This window comes from Nocardia sp. NPDC003999, from assembly GCF_053604885.1.
Genome location: NZ_JBSGIB010000013.1, coordinates 44616 through 62533, shown reverse-complemented (window position 1 = coordinate 62533; position 17918 = coordinate 44616). Strand labels below are relative to the sequence as shown.

Here is a 17918-nt window from a genome sequence, read left to right as displayed (position 1 = left end):
ATGTTGCGAAATGGAATGCCGAATCGTCCGGAGAAGTTCGCCACACGCTCCGCCCTCGCCGTTATCATCCGGGGCCGACAGGGCAGGATGGAGATCCGTCGAGACACCGCATCCGGACAAGGAGCTCATTGTGGGACAGGTCAGCGCCAGTAGTTCGATCGACGTGGCGGCGGATCCGCAGCGCGCGCTGGAGGCCATCGCCGACTACGACACGGTGCGTCCGCGCATCCTCTCGTCGCACTACCGCGACTACAAGGTGGTCGAAGGGGGCAAGGGCGCGGGCACCGTCGCGGAATGGACGTTGCAGGCCACCGAGAAGCGCTCGCGCAACGTGCACGCGGTCGTCTCGGTGTCCGATTCCATTGTCACCGAGCGCGACTCGAATTCGACCTTGGTGAACACCTGGACCGTCACCCCGGAGGGCGCGGGCGCGCGAGTCACGCTGCGCACCACGTGGAAGGGCGCGGGCGGCGTCGCGGGCATCTTCGAGGGCATCTTCGCGCCGCTCGGCCTGAAGAAGATCCAGGCCGAGGTGCTCGGCAACCTCCAGCGCGAACTGGCCTGATCGTACGGCCGCGACGACGGCCATGGCCGTCGTCGCGGTCTGCTCGGTCTATTCGGCCGCGATGTCGAAGAGGTTCCCCTCGGGATCGGCCAGCGTCGTCCACTTCATGCCCCACTCGTCGAAGTCGGCGACGTGCTTCGCGCCGAGATCGATCGCGCGCGCGACCTCGTCCCGGCCGGAAGCGAGCAGGTCGAGGTGGATGACGTTCTTGCCGGGGTTCTTGTCGGGCACGCGGATGAACATCAGCGGGGTCGCGGCGTCCGCGGTCCGGCCGACGGTGGCGAACTCCGGGGTGGGGTCGGGATCGACGGGCGTCTCCAGCAACCGTGACCAGAATTCGGCGAGCGCGCCCGCGTTCGCACAATCGATGGTGACGTGGGCGATCGAGATCGTCATGGATATCTCCTTTTATGGTTGGGCGACGGGCCAGCACACTTCGGTCCGGTAGCCGGCCGGTTCATCGGACGTGTCCGGTCCGAGCAGGTACATCTCGCGGATCGGCTCGGGCAGCGCGACAGCGTGTTCGGCGACGTGACTGCCCAGTGCGCCGTAGGTCCGGTCGAAATCGTCGAACGGGCCCTCGTGCACGGCGACGGCGAAACGGCGCGCGGGTAGCTCGATGAGTGAAAGCATTGCCGGCAGCACCACATCCGTGTCGGCGACTGGGACGAACGCGACTACCTCGCCTTCGTCCTGCTCGAAGAAGTCGGTGCTGTAGGTGGCGCCGGCGACGCCCGCAGGCGCGATGCTCGCGGCGGCCAGCGACTCGTACAACGCCTGGAACGTCGAAGCGCACCACTCGCCGATGTGTTCGCGCGCCACCGTCGCGCCGATCGCCGCCGCCGGGAACGCCCCGACCACGCGATACTCCACGGCGATCGGAGCCGATGGCGTCAGCAGCGCGCGCAACGAGGCCACGACCGCGCGGGTGCGGGTCAGCTCGGCTTCCATGCGCTCCAGATGCGCCCGCAGCGTGGCGTCACGGGTGTTCTCGTCCGGCGCGGCCAGCACGGCGCGGATCTCCGGAACCGGCATGTCCAGCTCGCGCAGCCGCCGGATCAACTGTGCCTGCGTCACCTGCGCCGTCGCGTACCGCCGATAGCCCGAACTCGCGTCTATGCCGGCCGGAGCGAGCAGACCGATCTCGTGGTAGTAGCGCAACGTCTTCACGCTGAGATTGCTCAGCCTGGAGAATTCCCCGATGGGGACGGTGGCCGTCATGGCACCAGCCAACACCCTCCAGTGACGGGAGGGTCAAACGACACCCGCTGTTCAGGCGAGCGCGAAGGTCAGCAGCAGGGTGGTCTGGAACATGCCGCGCCACCACGAGTAGCCGAACCACACACCGGGAGTGACTTCCCGGATCTCGTCGTAGACCTGCGGCGTCGGCGAGGGCGCGTAGTTCAGTGCCCAGGTCGGCTGCCCATCGGTCAGGGCGGGCGCGACGTAGACGTCGGCGCCCCAGGCCTCGAAGCCCGCACCGGTGAGGCGGTTCATCAGGAAGCCGCCGTCCGGGCCGGTGTAGAAGGTCTTGCCGATCCACAGCGGGGGCGCGATGGCCTGCATGACCGGCGGGCGAGTGACCCAGCCCGATTTCACGCCGACCGGAACGGCGCCGAGCGGTGCGGCGCGGAAGATCGCGTCCTGCTGCTCCGGCGAGCACCGGGAACGCAGCGAATCGAGCGTCGCGGCCTTGTCGTCCGGGTAGAGGACGCAGCCGCCCCCGTAGTCGGCGGCCGCCGGGGTCGTCTGGGGCTCGTCTGCCCCTTGCGCGTCGATCACTCCGGGCGTGTCGGTGATCTCCGTATCCGCGGACGCCGCTGCGCCGAGAAAGATGCTGGGAACACCGAGCGTGAGCACCAGGGTGCTCAGGAAACGTGCACGAACTGCGATCATCATTGGCTCCAGATTTGCACACCGCTTTCCGACTCGGTGTCGATGGTAAGGCGCGCATGGTCGGTTCCGATCGGAACTACCCAACCTGTTATCCGCCATGCGCGCTGTTATCCGTCCTGCGCCGCGGACCTGGGACCGTCGGGCCGCGCCGGGGACCGGCCGCGGCAGGACTAGGCTGGCCCGTGACACCTTCTTCAGAGAGGACGCTCCCGTGCAGCCAGGTGGCCAGTTCGATATGCAACAGTTGCTCGCCCAGGCGCAGCAGATGCAGCAGGCGGTGATGGAAGCCCAGGCCGAGATCGCGGCGACCGAGGTGGACGGCGCTGCCGGCGGTGGCTTGGTGCAGGTCAGGCTGAAGGCGAGCGGTGAGGTGGTGTCGCTGACCATCGACCCGAAGGCCGTGGATCCCGACGATGTCGAGACATTGCAGGATTTGGTCATCGGTGCGGTCAACGACGCGATGGCCAACGCGCAGCGCATCGCCGCCGAACGGCTCGGACCCCTGTCCGGTGGCTTCGGCGGCGGCGGTTCGCTGCCCGGTTTCTGAGCCGAGGCAGCAGTTGTACGAGGGTCCGGTCCAGGATCTGATCGACGAATTGGGCAAGCTGCCCGGCGTCGGTCCGAAGAGCGCGCAGCGCATCGCCTTTCATCTGCTCCAGGTGGAGCCGCCGGAGATCGATCGGCTGCAGGCCGCGCTGCAGAAGGTGCGTGACGGGGTGCAGTTCTGCGTGACATGCGGAACGGTGTCCGACGGCGAGCTGTGCCGCATCTGCGCCGACCCGCGCCGGGACCGGACCATGATCTGCGTGGTCGAGGAACCCAAGGACGTGCAGGCGATCGAGCGCACCAGGGAGTTCCGCGGTCGCTACCACGTGCTCGGCGGCGCGCTCGATCCGCTCAGCGGTGTCGGCCCCGACCAGCTGCGGATCCGGGAACTCCTGGCGCGTATCGGAAACCAGGAGGACGGCGTCGACGTCAGCGAGGTGATCATCGCGACGGACCCGAACACCGAGGGCGAGGCCACCGCCACCTACCTGGTCCGGATGCTGCGCGACTTCCCGGGTCTGAGCGTGACCAGGCTGGCCTCGGGCCTGCCGATGGGCGGCGACCTCGAATTCGCCGACGAGCTCACCCTCGGGCGCGCGCTGTCCGGCCGCCGCGCGCTATAGCTCGCGAAAACGCCTCCCGCGACGGGGATTGCGCCGCGCCGGGCGTGCGTTACCGTGTCGGGGATGAGCATCGAATTCGTGCTGACGACGCTCGTCATCGTCGCCACCCCCGGCACCGGTGTGCTGTTCACGTTGGCGGCGGGGCTGTCTCGCGGTGTGCGAGCCGCGGTGATCGCGGCCTTCGGCTGCACGCTCGGCATCGTTCCGCACATGATCGCGGCGATCACGGGTCTGGCCGCGCTGCTCAACGCCAGCGCGGTCGCGTTCCAGACGCTGAAGTACCTCGGCGTCGGCTATCTGGTGTACATGGCCTGGACCACGTTCCGGGACAAGGGCGCGCTCGCCGTGCCGGAACAGACCGGGCGCACCGCACCCTCGGCGCGGAAGGTGATCACCTCGGCGGTGCTGCTGAACCTTCTCAACCCCAAGCTGACCATCTTCTTCTTCGCGTTCCTGCCGCAGTTCGTGCCCGGCGGCGCGCCGAACGCACTGGCGCGCATGCTCGAACTGAGCGGCATCTTCATGCTCGCCACCCTGGTGGTGTTCGCGGTGTACGGCGCGTGTGCCGCCGCCGTCCGCGACCAGGTCATTTCCCGTCCCGTCGTGGTCACCTGGATGCGCCGGGTCTTCGGCGCGTCGTTCCTCGCGCTGGCGGGCCGGTTGGCCACCCAGAACCAGTGACCGGGTTCAGAGGTCGACGCGCGACCAGGGCAGGCCGGGGAACCGGCTGCGGTCGTCGTTGGCCCAGCCCCAGATGAGGGCGGCTACGGTGGCGGGATCGGAGATGGTTGTGCCGAAATGCTTGTCGGGGGAGCCGTCCCGGTATTCCACGGTGTAGGCGCCGGAGTTCTCCCGGTAGGTCTGGATGTAGAACTGCTCGCCGCGTTCGACGACGAGGTACGGGTTGGGCGGGGCCAGCTCCGGAATCCACTGCTGGACCAGCGCTTCGGTCAGGTACGGGAACTCGCCCGCGCCGCCGTGCGTGACGATGGCCTCGACGTGCTCGGCGGGATCGATCAGCCAGGCCAGTTGCGGGTCGTAGACGGTATAGTTCAGCGGTGTGGCGAGTTCGAACAGCAAGTGGCGGACGAAGCCGACCGCGTCGTAGGGGCACGGCACATGCAGTGCCGCACCGGTGGCCGCGCCGCCGACCGGCACGGTGCTGAGGAAGTTGTCCTCCTCGGGCAGTTCCGCGTTGCGTCTGTTCAGTTCGGCCGCGATCTGCGCGACCGCCCCCGACTCGGGGACGCCCTGCTGGGTGCTCAGGTAGGCGTCGACCTCCGCGATCGACGATGCGACACCGGACGGCAGCAACACGTGGTCATAGCTCACCGGGCCAGGGTACGGAACCGCTCAGGCGCGGCGCCGGGCCGTCTCGCCGTCGCCACACCGGCAGCCGCCCGCGAGGTTTCGGCAATCGAGGACGAAGGCGTGCCTGGCGTGGCTGAGCTCCAGGCAGTGTTCGTCGGTGCATTCGGCGATCCGGCTCACGTGCACGATCAGGGTTCCGTGGCAGTGGTCGAACGCGGATTCGCAAGACGAACAGTCTGATCTACGCATAATGACCTCCTGACGAGATCGTTGTCGTCGTTCGGTGATACCACCGGTGCGGGCGCCACGGTGGGACCCGGGACCGTGTGTCGCCACGCCCGATGCTGAGCAAATATTTAGCAAACAGTTGTCGCCGCACAGCGTTTTACCCGTTATGACCCCTGCTACATGCGAAAATGGCCGCAAAGACCACTAATGCGGGTGTCCGGCACAAGGTTTCCGGACCGCACCGGAAGCATTCGGCGACCGTTGGGCATGGATGGCGGAAGTGAGGTCGGCGGTGACGTTGCGCGATGAGCGGCGAGATACCGCGACCACCGTGCGGGAACAGGTCGCGCGCTACCGCGAAGATGCTTCTGCCACCGCCGCCTACGACGAGTGCGGCGCGCCGGTCGCGGGCTACTACGACGAATTGGTCGACGCCGACGGCAAGGTGCGCCGGGTGTGGTCGCAACTGTCCGCCGACTTCGCCGAACTCGGCGGGGACGGTTTGGGCAAGCTGGACAGCCGGGTGCGCAGGCTGATCGACGACGACGGCATCACCTACCTCGAGGCCGGCGCGTCGGCCGAGAACACGCCTGCGCCGTGGCGCCTCGATCCGATTCCCTTGCCGGTCGCCGCGGACGATTGGACCCGGCTGGAGGCCGGGCTGGAACAGCGCTCCCGCGTGTTCGACGAGGTGCTCACCGACATCTACGGTCCACGCAGGACGCTCGCCTCGGGACTGCTCCCACCGGAAGTCGTGTTCGGTAATCGCGGCTACGTACGAGCCGCGCACGGCATCACCGTGCCGGGGCGGCACCAACTCTTCCTGCACGCCTGCGATCTCAGTCGCTGGGGCGACGGCCGGTTCCGGGTGCTCGCCGACTGGGCGCAGGCGCCGTCCGGCGCCGGATACGCGCTGGCCGACCGCAGGGTCGTGTCGACCGCGATCCCGGAGGCATTCGAGCACGCGAATCCGCGTCCGCTGACACCCTTCGCCAGGGCTATGCGATTGATGCTGATCGAATCCGCGCAGACCGACGACGACGAACCGGTGGTCGTCGTGCTCAGTCCAGGCGTGCATTCCGAGACCGCGTTCGATCAGGCCTATCTCGCCTCCACACTCGGCTTTCCGCTGGTTGAGAGCGCCGATCTGGTGGTGCGCGACGGCGCGCTGTGGATGCGGTCGCTCGGCACGCTGAAGCGGGTGGACGTGGTGCTGCGCCGGGTGGGCGCCGAATTCTCCGATCCGCTGGACCTGCGGCCGGATTCGCGGCTGGGCGTGGTGGGACTGGTCGAGGTGCTGCGCCGCGGCGCGGTGACGGTGGTGAACACGCTCGGCAGCGGGCTGCTGGAGAATCCCGCGCTGGCCGGATTCCTGCCCGCCCTGTCGCGCGCACTGCTCGGTGCGGACCTGTTGCTGGAGAACGCGCCGTCGTACTGGGGTGGTCATGAACGGGAGCGCGGACATCTGATCGCGAATCTGGACAAGCTGATCGTTCGCTCGGCGGTCGACGGCGCCACGCTGTTCGGCCCTGAACTGAGTCGGCGGCAGCGCGACGAGATGAAGGCGCGGATCGATGCGCACGGATGGCAATGGGTTGGCCAGGAACCGGCGCAGTTCTCCGTCGCGCCCGCCATCCGCGAGCACGACGGACTCGCCGCGGCTCCGGTCGGCATGCGATTGTTCTCGCTCGCCCATCGGCGCGGCTACACCGTGATGTCCGGCGGTCTCGGCCAGCTACGTCAGCGCACGACCGATCGCGCCGCGCGGAAAGTCGCCGCCAAGGACATCTGGGTGCGGGCCGCGCCGACGGCCGCCGCCGCGATCAGCACCGAGCCGTCGCGCGAGCCGCGGCGCACCGCTCCGGTCGTGGCGGGGATCAGCTCCCCCCGCGTGCTCAACGACCTGTTCTGGATCGGCCGCTACGGCGAGCGCGCGGAGGACACCGCCCGTCTCTTGATCGCCACCCACGAGCGTTACCAAGAGTTCCGGTATCGCCCCTGGCTGGAAGGCGCGGGCGCGTTACCGATCCTCTTGGCCGCCCTCGGACGGACCACCGCCACCGCGGCTCCGACCGACGGGCTGTTCGGTCCCGAGGTGCGAGCCTTTGCGCCGCAGCAGAGTTCGGTCGATCGCGGCCTGCTAGCTCCGTCGGGTGCCGGCGTCGACGAAGGTGTGGCGCAGTACGGCGACGAGCGGTCGCACGCTGCGGCCGGATCGTTTCCGGATTCTGGTGATGCTCCGGCATCGCCCGGTGCGGGCGAGTGCGCGCAGGGGACTTCGGTGCCGGTCCGGTCACGATCTTCCGGCCACGAGACAGACGAAAAATTCTCGGCTGCCGCGCCATCCGGATCGGGAATGCCGGAAGACGCTGGGGGAGAAACTGGTTCGAAGCACATTGAGCACCACGATGCCGTGGCCCGGAACGAAGCGATGGCCGGAGCCGGAGCGCGACAACAGGTTACGGATGGTGTGGAGGCCGTCGCCGAAGGGGCGGACGACGGCGTGGCCACCGGTGCGGCGCAGGACAGCGCTCCGGCGGTACACCGGGTGCCGGGCGCGTCCCGCGCGGGCCACGACTACCTCGTCGCACTGACGATAGACCGCGAGCTGCCCGGGTCGCTGGCCTTCGCGATCGACCGGTACGGCAGCGCCGCGCGCGCCGTGCGCGACCAGTTGTCGGTGGACACGTGGATGATCCTCGGCTCGGTCGAGCGCGCGCTGGCGTGCTACCCCGCCGCGGTGGACGACCAAGAGGCGGAGTTGTCGGATGTGCATTCGCGAACCCTGGCCGGGCTGCTCGCGCTGTCCGGGATCGACGGCGAGTCGCTGATCCGCGACACCGGGTGGCACGTCAGGGACATCGGTAAGCGGATCGAGCGCGGTCTCGCCCTGACCGCGTTGCTGTCGGCCGCGCTGACCCAACGGTATCCGGAGGAGATCGAACGCGAGGTCACCGAATGGGTGCTGCGCGCCACCGAGTCTTCGGTGAGTTACCGTCGGCGCCACCAGGATTCGGTGCGGATCGCGAACGTCGCCGAGCTCCTGCTGTTCGACACCGCCAATCCGCGATCGCTGGCCTATCAGCTGGGCCGCCTGCACGCTGATTTCCAGGCGCTGCCCGGTGCGTCCGGCTCGTCGCGTCCGCAGCGGCTGCTCGCGGACGCGCGGCGCATGCTACGCCGCCTCGATCCCGACGATCTCGAGGTCACCGACGCGAACGAACGGCGCACCGAACTGGCGGAGTTGCTGGAGGGAGTGCACGTGCGCCTGCGCAAGGTATCCGAGTCCTTCGAGACCACGACGCTGTCGCTCCCGGTCGACATCCAGCCGCTGTGGGGCAGCGCGCAGGTCGTCGGATGACCGGCCGTGCGGTCCGGCGCTACCGGATCGAGCATCGCACCAAGTACTCGTACTCCGGCGAAGTCATCAACTCCTATGGGCGCGCGTACTTGACGCCGCGCGATCTCCCCGGTCAGCGTCTGCTCGCACACGAGATCCGGATCGACCCCGCCCCCTCGGACCGGTCGGTCGGCGCGGATGTGTGGGGCAACATCACGTCCTACTTCCACGTCACCACCGAGCATCGTGCTCTGACGGTCGTCGGCGAATCGCTGGTCGAAGTCGACGCGCCCGCCCGCGACGACGCGGGCTCGGCCGCCGAGCCGTGGGAACGCGCGCGCCCGACGGGGGCCAACGGGCCGTTCGCCGTGGAGTTCGCTCTCGACCTGCACCCGCAGGAGATCACGTCGGAGATCGTCGCGTACGCGGCCGAATCCCTCCGGCCGGGCAGGCCGCTGCTGGATGCGGTGGTCGAGTTGAACACCAGGATCTACACCGACTTCGCCTACCGGTCCGGCGCCACGACGGTGTCCACCCGGGTGGCCGACGTGTTCGCGGCCCGCGCGGGCGTCTGCCAGGACTTCGCGCGCCTCGCGGTCGCCTGCTTGCGGTCGCACGGCCTCGCCGCCCGGTACGTGTCCGGCTACCTGGCCACCGATCCACCACCAGGGAAGGAGCGCATGGTCGGCGCCGACGCCACGCACGCCTGGGCGGCGGTATGGGTGCCCGGCGCCGACGGACCCGACCGCTCGGGCCGGTGGATCGACCTCGACCCCACCAACGACCAACTCGGCGACGAGCGCTACATCACCGCCGCCTGGGGCCGCGACTACGCCGACGTCCCTCCGCTGCGCGGCATCATCTACACCGACGCGAAGGACAGCACGATCACCGTCTCCGTCGACGTCACCGAGGTGGGTGTACCAGGCCATCTACCCGCGGCTCGCGAATACGGCCGGTGAAGGCATGGTCCCGGATCGCCGACGAGGTCGAGCGCCCACCGCGCCGACTGGCACGGCGGCGAGGCGAACAACCCAGGCAAATCGGCTCGGGCCCGTGGCGCGGGGTGACGGATGGTCGGACCGTCCGGTTGACGCCGTCCGCGATCCGGCCGGACGTCGGTCGTCAGCGCCCGGCTCGGACGTAGCGGGTCAGCACGGCTGCGCCGACCGTGTCGACCGACAGCAACTCGAGGTCCGCGGGCGGCTCGCCATCGGCGAACAAACGGTCACCGCTACCGAGGACCGTGGGGAAGATCAGCAGTCGGTACTCGTCGACAAGATCCTTTTCCCGCAATGCGCGAACGATGGTCAGGCTGCCGGTGACGATGACGTCGCCGGGTGCGTTCTCCACCGCCGTATGGAGGTCGCCTTCGACAAGCGTGGAATTCGTCCAGCTCGACGTGTCCGCCAGCGTGTGCGAGACAACCAGTTTCGCGGCCTTGTTCATGCGCGTGGCGAAGGGATCGTCGCGTCCGGGCCAGATGGTGGCGAACAACTCCCAGGTGCGGCGGCCCAGCAGCAGCACGCCCTCATCGAGGGCACGCGCCAGGCGGAACTTGTCACCGCCGACGCTCTCGGGACCGTAGCGGAAGGCCCACCCGCCGGTCGCGGTGCCGCCGCGGCCGTCGGGATCGGACACTCTGCCGTCGAGGGTGACGAACTCGCAGACGATGACGCTCATGACCGGATTCCTTTCGATGGTGTGGCTGCACCGGTATGTACCGGCGAACACGCCCGAACTCATCGCTTCGATCCGGATTGCCGCGAATTCAGCTACTCCGGCGACCTGACCGGCGGGAACAGGCTCAGGCGCGCAGGCGCTCCCGGCGGAGCTGGTCGACCTCGGGCAGGTCGAGGGGCGCCAGTTCGGTGACGCCGAGGGCGCGCATCAGCAGCAGGTCGGCGAGTTCGGGGTTACGGGCCAGCGCCGGGCCGTGCATGTAGGTGCCGATCACCGAACCCTGGACGACGCCCTCCAGCCCGTCGCCGACGCCGTTGCCGACGCCGCGGGTGACACGGGCCAGACCCTGCGCGTCGCCGCCGAGTTTCGTTCCGCCCCGGTGATTCTCGAAGCCGGTGAGTGGTGCGGTGAGCCCGTCGAGCAGTGGAGTGGTGGTCACCTCGCCGATGGCGCGTTTGTGCTGCGGCGAGGTGGTGACGTCGAGCAGGCCGACGCCGTCGACTCGCTCGCCCGCCGAGGTCTCGTACCACTGGCCGAGGACTTGGATGGCCGCGCAGATCGACAGCACCGGAGCGCCTCGCCCGGCGGCGCGCTGCAAGCCGGGGTAGCGCTGCAGGTGCCGGGTGGCCAGACGCTGGGCGGAATCCTCCGCGCCGCCCAGGGTGTAGACGTCCAGGGAATCGGGCACCGGCTCCGACAGCGTGATCTCGACGATCTCGGCGTCGTAGCCGCGCATGCGCAGTCGTTGCCGCAGCACGAGCGCGTTGCCGCCGTCGCCGTAGGTGCCCATCACGTCCGGCAGCACCAGGCCGATGCGGAAGGTCGACTCGGTCATGAAGCCCGCTCCTCGAGGTCACGGTTGAGATCACGGAAGGCGGTGTAGTTGGCCAGCACTTCCACATGGCCCGCGGGGCACGACGCGATGGCGCGGACCGGATCGGGCACCAGGGTGTGCTCCACGCCCGCGTAGGTCAGTCGCACCGCCAGGTCGGTGGCGCGTTCGCCCGCCGCCACCACCTGCACGCCTTCGAAGTGCTCGAAGCGCACGTCCCACAGCCAGGACAGGTCCTCGCCGTCGGGTACCTGTCCGTTCACCGCGATCACCAGGCCCGCCGAGGTCGGCTCGATCATCGACAGCGCCTCCTGCCAGCCGGCCGGGTTCTTGGCCAGCAGCAGACGCGCGTCGTGCTCGCCGACCTGCACGGTGCGGTAGCGGCCCGCGATCTCGCGGACCGTGCCCGCGGCCGCGACGGCCTGCTCCGGGTCGGCGCCCAGCGCGACCGCGGCGGCCACCGCCTGTGCGGCGTTGCCGCGGTTGGCCCGGCCCGGCAGTGCGAGCCGCAGCGGGAAACGCTTGCCCTCCCGCCCGACCAGATCGTCCCCGTCGAGCCACCAGTCCGGTTCGGGACGCTGGAAATCCGCTCCGGTACTGCGCCAGTGCGCGCCCTCCCAGACGATCGGCTCGCCGCTGCGCGGGCAGCTGGTCGCGTCCATCGCCCAGCCGCTGCCCGCAGCGACCCACACCACGTTGGGATGGTCGTAGGCGATGGAGGTGACCAGCACGTCGTCGCAGTTGGCGACCACCACGGTGGCCGGGTGCTTCGCCAGGCCCGCGCGCAGCTTGCGCTCGATCATGTTGATCTCGCCGACCCGGTCGAGCTGGTCGCGGCTGAGGTTCAGCAGCACCACCGCCGAGGGGTTCAGCGAATCGGTGACGTGCGGCAGGTGCAGTTCGTCGACCTCGATGGCGGCCAGCGGCGCGCGCCGGTGCGCGTTCAGCGCGGCGACGATGCCCGCGTCCATGTTCGCGCCGTCGGCCTGGGTCGCGACCGCGCCGAGGGTGCTGAGCGCGGCGGTGGTCATCCGCGTGGTGGTCGACTTGCCGTTCGTGCCGGTGACCAGCACGGTGCGCCGCCGCTGCCCGAGCTGGTCCATGACGGTCGGATCGATCTTCAACGCGATCAGTCCGCCGATCATCGACCCTTTACCACGACCCGCCTTCTGCGAGGCCCAGGACGCCGCGGCCGCCGCCGCAAGCGCGAGCCGTCCGCGCACCGATAGTTCTGCCACGTCGCGAGTCTATGTTCGACGGGCGATCCGGGCGCGCCGCGGTCGGGTGGCGTGGGCCACGCGGGTCAGTCGCGGTAGAGCTTGGCCGCGTAGTTCTCCGGTGAGTAGTAGCGCTCCAGCTCCTCCACCGTCTCCGCGACGTTCGTCTGCACCTCTTTGACCAGGCAGGCGGGACTCGGCAGGGTGTCCTCCGGCCACTGCTCCGGCTCCCAGAGATGGCTGCGCATGAATGCCTTGGCGCAGTGGAAGAAGATCTGGTCGATCTCCACCTCGACAGCGAGGATCGGGCGGTGCCCGCGCACCACCATGTCGTCGAAATACGGCGCGTCGCGCACCAGCCGGGCGCGGCCGTTGATCCGCAGCGTCTCGCGGCGTCCCGGGATCACGAACAGTAGGCCGACGTGCGGGTTGGCCAGGATGTTGAGGTAGCCGTCGGCGCGGCGGTTACCGGGGCGCTCCGGGATGGCGAGGGTGGTGTCGTCGAGCACCCGCACGAACCCCGCCGGATCGCCTTTCGGCGAGGCGTCGCAGTTGCCGTCCGCGTCGCTCGTACTCATCACCAGGAACGGGGAGAGCGCGATCCACTCCCGGTCCCTGGCATGCAGGACAGGGCGCTCCTTGGTGGCCGCGCGCGGCGCCACCTCGCCGAGCAATGCCCGCAGGTCTGCCGGGTCGGTGATCTCGTCGGAGGCGGTGCTCTCACGCATAGTTCGATTCAAGCACCGCGGCCTGGGGGATGGCGATCGAATTCGGCTCCGGCGAAGGGAGATCGCTCACATCCGCTCAGACGGGGACGTCGAACATGTTCGGTGGCCGGCCGCGTAGCGGTCGGCGTCGAATCCGGCGCGCGGATTCCACAGCGTGGCCTTCAGCTGTGGGTGCGTTCGTATGCACGCACTCTTGCGCCGGTCCGGCTCGGAGATTCCTCACGAGGTCAGGAGTCGATCACCTGGCGATGAAGTCGACAGCCGTTTCCACATTTCCCGGCTGCATTCCAGTGTCGGTCAGCACCTTGAAATCGCATCGACTACGCAGCTTGTACCATCTTCCTCGATCAATTTTCACGCTCGAATGGAGGAGGTAGTCGCGCGGAATTTCTTGATGATCGTCGGAGTACCCGGAAATCCCACCTATAGTTGTATGGCAACTCATGCTGCCGTACACGACGCTTTGAGTCGCGGGCAGTAGCTTCAGCGACCATGCAAATTGTTCGAACTGTAGTTCACCTGTCCGGTGAACTTTGCGATATTGTTCTGAAACTCTCGATATGCGGAATTCGCCGTGAATTCGAGGTCTGCCGGATCGGTTCAGCGGCAGCGAAGCACGGCATGCATAGAACCGTGGCAGTGGCGAGGGCCGCCGCAAAAGAAAACTTCATTATCCCCCCAGTTGAAAGCGTGATCTACAACCAGTCAATTCTTACTGCGCGCAGGGTGTGGGAGTCTTGTTGGGCGAATTCGTACTCGACCTCGACGACGTCTCCTATCGAGATGTCATCGAAATTCCTCCCACGTAACGAGTCCAATCCGAACCAGATGTGATCTCCGGTGAGCGACTCAACGATCCCAGTCGCGCGCTTGCTGTTCCAGCGCCAAATTTTTCCCCGCGTTTTGAGTTCCCCCTCTTCCCCGTGCATGGTCAGAGACTATCCTTTCGATTCGGTCAGCACAATGACTCGGAGAACAGAATTCGCCCCTGACGCCAGACCTATCACCCTGCCGCGCGGATCGATCGCGATTCACGCGGGGACGTCGAACATGTTCGGCTGGCCGGCCGCGTAGCGGTCGGCGTCGATGCGGCGCAGCGGTTCCAGTTCGGTGGCGCGGTAGAGGGTGTACATCCGGCAGCGCTCCGCGTTCGAACCGGCCACGTCCAGCAGGGCGTTCACCGCGGCGCGCGCGGACTCGTTGGCGCCCTCCATGGTGGCCAGGTCGACGTTGGTGCGCACGTAATCGCCTGCCAGGAAGAGGTTTTCCAGTGCGCCGTGCGGTTGCGGACGGTACTCCCACGACCCGGCGGTGTTGATGAGCAGCGGGTCGGCGTTGGCGTTGCGCCGCTCGCCCTCCTGCCAGGTGATGCCGGGATCGAGGAACCAGGAGTGCAGGTCGGCGTCGCGCAGCACCTCGCCGCGATCGTCCAAATGGGCCTTGATCTGGGCCCACGCCTCCCGAGCGATCTCCTCGTGGGTGCACTCCTTGGCGGGTTTGCCGAACACGATGCCTGGGGTGTTCCAGTCGGAGATGTCCACCGAAAGGCAGTCCTGCACGCCGCCGTCGCCGAACTCGGTCAGCTTGCGGCGCCACAGCTGGTTCTGGCTGATCGAGGTGAGCGACCACGGCGCGTCGATGTAGGCGGTGTGACCGCGCGAGATGTCGGCCGGTCGGCGCAGATAGAACTGGATGCCGTTCATCCAGTCGGTGAACAGGTTGTCCATCCCGGCCAAATCGGGCCTGACCTCGAGTACTTGCGGCGACCACAGCGTTCGCGCGCGTTCGGCGGGCAACGCCACGACGAAGTAGTCGGCCTCGACCGTGCGTTGCGCGCCGGTCTCGTCCACGACCCGGGCCGCGACGATCCTGCGGTCGCGCACCTCCAGCTCGCGCACCTCGGCGCCGAGCACGAAATCCGCTCCGAGTTCGCGGATCCGCCGAGTCCACGGCTCGATCCAGACCGCGTTGGTCGGACCGTTCAGTACCCGGTCCAGGCTGCCGTCGTTGCCGATCCCCAAGGGATTGCCGAGGAACTGCTCGCCCATCGTGCCGATGGTGCGCACGCTCGCGATGTTCTCTTTCGCGGCGACCATGATGCTGGTCAGCGTGCGCGACAGCAGCGCGCGGAACTCGTGCGAGCGCGCGTGGCCGCCGACGAAATCGTGCCAGGAGGTGCGCTCCCATTGGCCGAGGCGGCGGGCGTCGCAGCTGGTGTTGAAGACCAGCAGGCGTTCGGCGAAGTAGACGCCCTCGTTGGAAGGCATCTTGAGTGCGGTCGACAGCGCCGCGCCGAGCGTTTCGCGGAAACTGTCCGGGGAGAACTCGGCACGGGCGCGCGGACCGAGCGGGACGCGGAAGTCGTCGCCGCCGTGCCGGGCGAATCGTGCTTCCGGCACCGCGACCAGGTTGTCCCACACGCCGTTCGCGTTGCCGGGGAACGGGATTCGGCGCATCGTGTCCGGCACGTGCTGATAGAAGCCGGGGAAGAAACGGAAGCCGTGTTCGCCGGGCAGATCCGGCCGTCCACCCGTTCCGGTGCCGGGCACGCCGACGCTGCGGGCTTTGCCGCCCCACGCCCGTTTCTCGTAGATGGTGACCTGGAAACCGCGTTCCGCCAGCTCGTGTGCCGCGGTCAGGCCCGCGACACCGCCGCCGAGTACCGCGACCCTTTTGCCGCCGGGATTCGCTGCGGCAGGCGTGGGTTTCAGCGCACCCGCCGTCAGTGCCCCCGCCGTAGCCACCCCCGCCGCGACCGTGTTACGAAGCAGTGCTCTTCGCGATACGGTCCACTGATTGTCTGCCATGCGCCGCTCTGCTGCCTAGCCTAGGGACCAACTTCCACGCCGGGCACTACTGTAAAGCGGCAAGCCGATCGATTCGCACCGACCCCGTACAGCGGCCGGTGCGGAATGCGAATTTCGTGACGGAATGCACACCGAACGTGGGTACGGCCCGCTAGGCCGGGCGACCGGTACCTGCCATCGCGGGTGTTCCCGATGGCTCGATGCGGGCGTTCACCGTAGTCGCGCGTGGCCTGCTCGACGTGGCGGCGAACGCTCCCGCCAGCACCACCACCCCGCCGATCAGCGACAACGTGGTCGGAGTCTCGCCCAGGAAAGTCCACGCCGCGGCGATGCCGACGATGGGAACGAGCAGGGAGAACGGCGCGACCAGGCCGGCCGGATAGCGACCGAGCAGATAGGTCCACAACCCCGTGCCGACCACAGTGGCGAGGACGGCGATATAGGCGAGCGCCAGCAGAGCGGGCAGGCCCGCCGGTGTGAACGCTTCGGCCAAAGCCCGCGCTCCCGTGGTCGGCCCCTCGGCGAACGCCGACAGCGCGAACAGCGGCACCGGCGGGATGGCGGTGGTCCACAGCATCAGGTGCAGCGGGTTGACGCCGGGGGTCTCGGTACCGGCCAGTCGTGCGCCGATATTGCCGAACGCCCAGCCCAACCCACCCGCCAAGGTCAGCAGAACCGGAAGCAGGGTGGCGTGGGCGAGCCGGTCCCAGCCGATCACCGCCATGCCCGCCACCGCGACGGCGATGCCCGCGATCTGCACCGGGCGGATCCGCTCGCCCAGCAGCAGCGTGCCGAGCAGCACGGTGAACGGCGCCGAGGATTGCAGTACCAGCGAGGCCAGGCCGGTCGGCATGCCCACCCGCATCGCGGTGAACAGGAACGCGAACTGCAGGATGCCGAAACCGGTGCCGTACAGAAGGATCCACCGCATCCGCACCGGAGGGCGCGGGATGAAAAGCAGCGCGGGCACCGCGAGCACGGCGAAGCGCAGCGCCGCGAAGAAGAACGGGGGGAAGTGGTCGAGCCCGACCCGGATGGCGAGGAAATTCAATCCCCAGAGCAGGACGACGGTCAGGCCGAGCAGGCGGTCGCGGTTGGTCACGCCTTCATCGTGCGGTCTGCTAAAGATCAGAACAATCGAATAATTATGGATCAATGATGTAGCTTCACTTAATGAATTTCGGTTCCGCACCGGTCGTGGCCGGCCCGCCCATGGCGCTGGAGAGGTTGCGTGTGCTGCGTGAGCTGGCCGATCGCGGCACGGTGGCCGCCGTGGCGGCAGCACTGTCCATGACGCCCTCCGCCGTTTCCCAGCAGCTCAAGGTGCTCGCGCGGGAGGCGGGCGTGGCCCTGCTCGAACCGGACGGCAGACGCGTGCGGCTCACCGACGCGGGTCGTGCACTGGTGGTGCGCGCCGACGAAGTGCTCGCCGCAATGGATCGCGCGGTCGCCGAGATGGCGCACTATCGCGGCTCGCCGCGCGGACGGGTCCGCGTCGCGGTGTTTCCCTCGGGCGGTGCGTTGCTGCTGCCGCATGTGCTGCCCGGCATGGTGGACAGCGGAGTCGAGGTGATCGCGCGCGACGAAGACGTGCCGCCCTCGGAAGTGGCGCGACTGCTCGCCGATTACGACGTGGTGCTGACCCATCGCGACGAGCGCGCCGCACCTATCGCCGACCCACGCGTCGCGACCCGGGTGCTCATGCGCGAGCCGATCGATGTGGTCGCGGCGCCGACGCATCGGCTCGCTGGCCGTTCGGCCGTCGCGCCGGAGGAACTGGCCGACGAGACCTGGCTCAGCGTGCGGGGCGGTTTTCCCGTCGACGACGTACTGCGCTCGATCGCCACCGTGACCGGCGTACAGCCGCGTATAGCGCAGCGCCTCAACGATTTCCGCGTCATCGAGACGCTGGTCGCCACCGGCTACGGTGTCGCGCTCATGCCTCGCTACGCGGTCGGCCACCCTGATCTGGCGGTGCTACGGCTGTCCGGCGTGCGCGCCGCTCGGATATACGAACTGGCCACCCGGCCCCGGGCCGAGGCCCGTCCGGCGATCGCGGCCGTGCTCGCGGCGTTCGAGTCGGCCGCCGCACTCGCGACGGCCGACTCCGCGCACGGAAAGGGTTCCGCCGCAGGAGCATGA

18 protein-coding genes are annotated in these 17918 nt (G+C 68.4%); 7 read left to right on the top strand and 11 right to left on the bottom strand.

Going from position 1 to position 17918, the window contains the following annotated elements:
• Positions 1-130 precede the first annotated feature (130 nt).
• Positions 131-565, top strand: a complete 435-nt coding sequence (locus tag ACWESM_RS23950; RefSeq protein ID WP_355078728.1) for an SRPBCC family protein — start codon at positions 131-133, stop codon at positions 563-565.
• A 48-nt stretch (positions 566-613) separates the two neighbouring features.
• Here the strand turns inward: ACWESM_RS23950 and ACWESM_RS23945 are convergent, their stop codons facing one another.
• The 3 genes from ACWESM_RS23945 to ACWESM_RS23935 are packed head-to-tail and all read right to left on the bottom strand — an operon-like array spanning position 614 to position 2464.
• Positions 614-961, bottom strand: a complete 348-nt coding sequence (locus ACWESM_RS23945; protein WP_452493737.1) for a VOC family protein — start codon at positions 959-961, stop codon at positions 614-616.
• A gap of 12 nt (positions 962-973) precedes the next feature.
• A complete protein-coding gene (locus ACWESM_RS23940) occupies positions 974-1786 on the bottom strand; it encodes a MerR family transcriptional regulator (protein WP_364435920.1) in 813 nt (270 codons plus the stop codon).
• Between the two features lie 51 nt (positions 1787-1837).
• The gene (locus ACWESM_RS23935; protein WP_452493736.1) at positions 1838-2464 is read right to left on the bottom strand and encodes a hypothetical protein; all 627 of its coding nucleotides are present in this window, start codon (positions 2462-2464) and stop codon (positions 1838-1840) included.
• Positions 2465-2672: 208 nt separating this feature from the next.
• Between ACWESM_RS23935 and ACWESM_RS23930 the strand changes: the two genes are divergently transcribed.
• From ACWESM_RS23930 to ACWESM_RS23920, 3 genes are all read left to right on the top strand, one after another.
• Positions 2673-3008, top strand: a complete 336-nt coding sequence (locus ACWESM_RS23930) for a YbaB/EbfC family nucleoid-associated protein (protein WP_355078724.1) — start codon at positions 2673-2675, stop codon at positions 3006-3008.
• A 13-nt stretch (positions 3009-3021) separates the two neighbouring features.
• Complete coding sequence (gene recR / locus ACWESM_RS23925) at positions 3022-3630, top strand: recombination mediator RecR (protein ID WP_063018922.1); 609 nt, start codon at positions 3022-3024, stop codon at positions 3628-3630.
• A gap of 63 nt (positions 3631-3693) precedes the next feature.
• The gene (locus tag ACWESM_RS23920) at positions 3694-4311 is read left to right on the top strand and encodes a LysE family translocator (RefSeq protein WP_356963424.1); all 618 of its coding nucleotides are present in this window, start codon (positions 3694-3696) and stop codon (positions 4309-4311) included.
• Between the two features lie 6 nt (positions 4312-4317).
• Here the strand turns inward: ACWESM_RS23920 and ACWESM_RS23915 are convergent, their stop codons facing one another.
• Positions 4318-4962: a hypothetical protein gene (locus tag ACWESM_RS23915; protein WP_452493733.1), complete on the bottom strand. Its 645-nt coding sequence runs from the start codon at positions 4960-4962 to the stop codon at positions 4318-4320.
• Positions 4963-4983: 21 nt separating this feature from the next.
• Complete coding sequence (locus tag ACWESM_RS23910; RefSeq protein WP_364435912.1) at positions 4984-5190, bottom strand: hypothetical protein; 207 nt, start codon at positions 5188-5190, stop codon at positions 4984-4986.
• 250 nt (positions 5191-5440) lie between these two features.
• On the opposite strand from ACWESM_RS23910, the gene ACWESM_RS23905 reads away from it, so the two are divergent.
• Together ACWESM_RS23905 and ACWESM_RS23900 are read left to right on the top strand one after the other, a co-directional pair.
• Entirely contained in the window at positions 5441-8530 is a 3090-nt protein-coding gene (locus ACWESM_RS23905; RefSeq protein WP_452493731.1) for a circularly permuted type 2 ATP-grasp protein, read from the top strand.
• Complete coding sequence (locus ACWESM_RS23900; RefSeq protein WP_364435906.1) at positions 8527-9471, top strand: transglutaminase family protein; 945 nt, start codon at positions 8527-8529, stop codon at positions 9469-9471. The genes ACWESM_RS23905 and ACWESM_RS23900 overlap by 4 nt, the downstream gene beginning before the upstream one ends.
• A gap of 163 nt (positions 9472-9634) precedes the next feature.
• On the opposite strand, the gene ACWESM_RS23895 is transcribed toward ACWESM_RS23900, so the two are convergent.
• The 6 genes from ACWESM_RS23895 to ACWESM_RS23870 all read right to left on the bottom strand — a co-directional run bounded on the left by ACWESM_RS23895 (position 9635) and on the right by ACWESM_RS23870 (position 16878).
• On the bottom strand, positions 9635-10192 hold the full coding sequence (locus tag ACWESM_RS23895; protein WP_452493729.1) for a dihydrofolate reductase family protein: 558 nt from the start codon (positions 10190-10192) through the stop codon (positions 9635-9637).
• A 124-nt stretch (positions 10193-10316) separates the two neighbouring features.
• Positions 10317-11027: a type 1 glutamine amidotransferase gene (locus ACWESM_RS23890; protein ID WP_356963429.1), complete on the bottom strand. Its 711-nt coding sequence runs from the start codon at positions 11025-11027 to the stop codon at positions 10317-10319.
• Positions 11024-12262 carry a Mur ligase family protein gene (locus ACWESM_RS23885; RefSeq protein ID WP_355078717.1) on the bottom strand — a complete coding sequence of 413 codons (1239 nt, stop codon included), beginning with the start codon at positions 12260-12262 and terminating at the stop codon, positions 11024-11026. The genes ACWESM_RS23890 and ACWESM_RS23885 overlap by 4 nt, the downstream gene beginning before the upstream one ends.
• Positions 12263-12327: 65 nt before the next feature.
• The gene (locus ACWESM_RS23880; RefSeq protein ID WP_355078716.1) at positions 12328-12969 is read right to left on the bottom strand and encodes a pyridoxamine 5'-phosphate oxidase family protein; all 642 of its coding nucleotides are present in this window, start codon (positions 12967-12969) and stop codon (positions 12328-12330) included.
• Between the two features lie 1031 nt (positions 12970-14000).
• Positions 14001-15776, bottom strand: a complete 1776-nt coding sequence (locus ACWESM_RS23875; RefSeq protein WP_356963431.1) for a hydroxysqualene dehydroxylase — start codon at positions 15774-15776, stop codon at positions 14001-14003.
• Between the two features lie 151 nt (positions 15777-15927).
• Positions 15928-16878, bottom strand: coding sequence for an EamA family transporter (locus ACWESM_RS23870; protein ID WP_355078713.1), 951 nt, complete (start codon positions 16876-16878; stop codon positions 15928-15930).
• A gap of 110 nt (positions 16879-16988) precedes the next feature.
• On the opposite strand from ACWESM_RS23870, the gene ACWESM_RS23865 reads away from it, so the two are divergent.
• The gene (locus ACWESM_RS23865; RefSeq protein ID WP_355078738.1) at positions 16989-17918 is read left to right on the top strand and encodes a LysR family transcriptional regulator; all 930 of its coding nucleotides are present in this window, start codon (positions 16989-16991) and stop codon (positions 17916-17918) included.

Coding starts and splice junctions, on each gene's coding strand:
- ACWESM_RS23945 (WP_452493737.1), bottom strand. CDS start 961: ATGACGATCTCGATCGCCCACGTCACCATCGATTGTGCGAACGCGGGC.
- ACWESM_RS23940 (WP_364435920.1), bottom strand. CDS start 1,786: ATGACGGCCACCGTCCCCATCGGGGAATTCTCCAGGCTGAGCAATCTC.
- ACWESM_RS23935 (WP_452493736.1), bottom strand. CDS start 2,464: ATGATGATCGCAGTTCGTGCACGTTTCCTGAGCACCCTGGTGCTCACG.
- ACWESM_RS23920 (WP_356963424.1), top strand. CDS start 3,694: ATGAGCATCGAATTCGTGCTGACGACGCTCGTCATCGTCGCCACCCCC.
- ACWESM_RS23910 (WP_364435912.1), bottom strand. CDS start 5,190: ATGCGTAGATCAGACTGTTCGTCTTGCGAATCCGCGTTCGACCACTGC.
- ACWESM_RS23905 (WP_452493731.1), top strand. CDS start 5,441: ATGGCGGAAGTGAGGTCGGCGGTGACGTTGCGCGATGAGCGGCGAGAT.
- ACWESM_RS23900 (WP_364435906.1), top strand. CDS start 8,527: ATGACCGGCCGTGCGGTCCGGCGCTACCGGATCGAGCATCGCACCAAG.
- ACWESM_RS23895 (WP_452493729.1), bottom strand. CDS start 10,192: ATGAGCGTCATCGTCTGCGAGTTCGTCACCCTCGACGGCAGAGTGTCC.
- ACWESM_RS23890 (WP_356963429.1), bottom strand. CDS start 11,027: ATGACCGAGTCGACCTTCCGCATCGGCCTGGTGCTGCCGGACGTGATG.
- ACWESM_RS23880 (WP_355078716.1), bottom strand. CDS start 12,969: ATGCGTGAGAGCACCGCCTCCGACGAGATCACCGACCCGGCAGACCTG.
- ACWESM_RS23875 (WP_356963431.1), bottom strand. CDS start 15,776: ATGGCAGACAATCAGTGGACCGTATCGCGAAGAGCACTGCTTCGTAAC.
- ACWESM_RS23865 (WP_355078738.1), top strand. CDS start 16,989: ATGGCGCTGGAGAGGTTGCGTGTGCTGCGTGAGCTGGCCGATCGCGGC.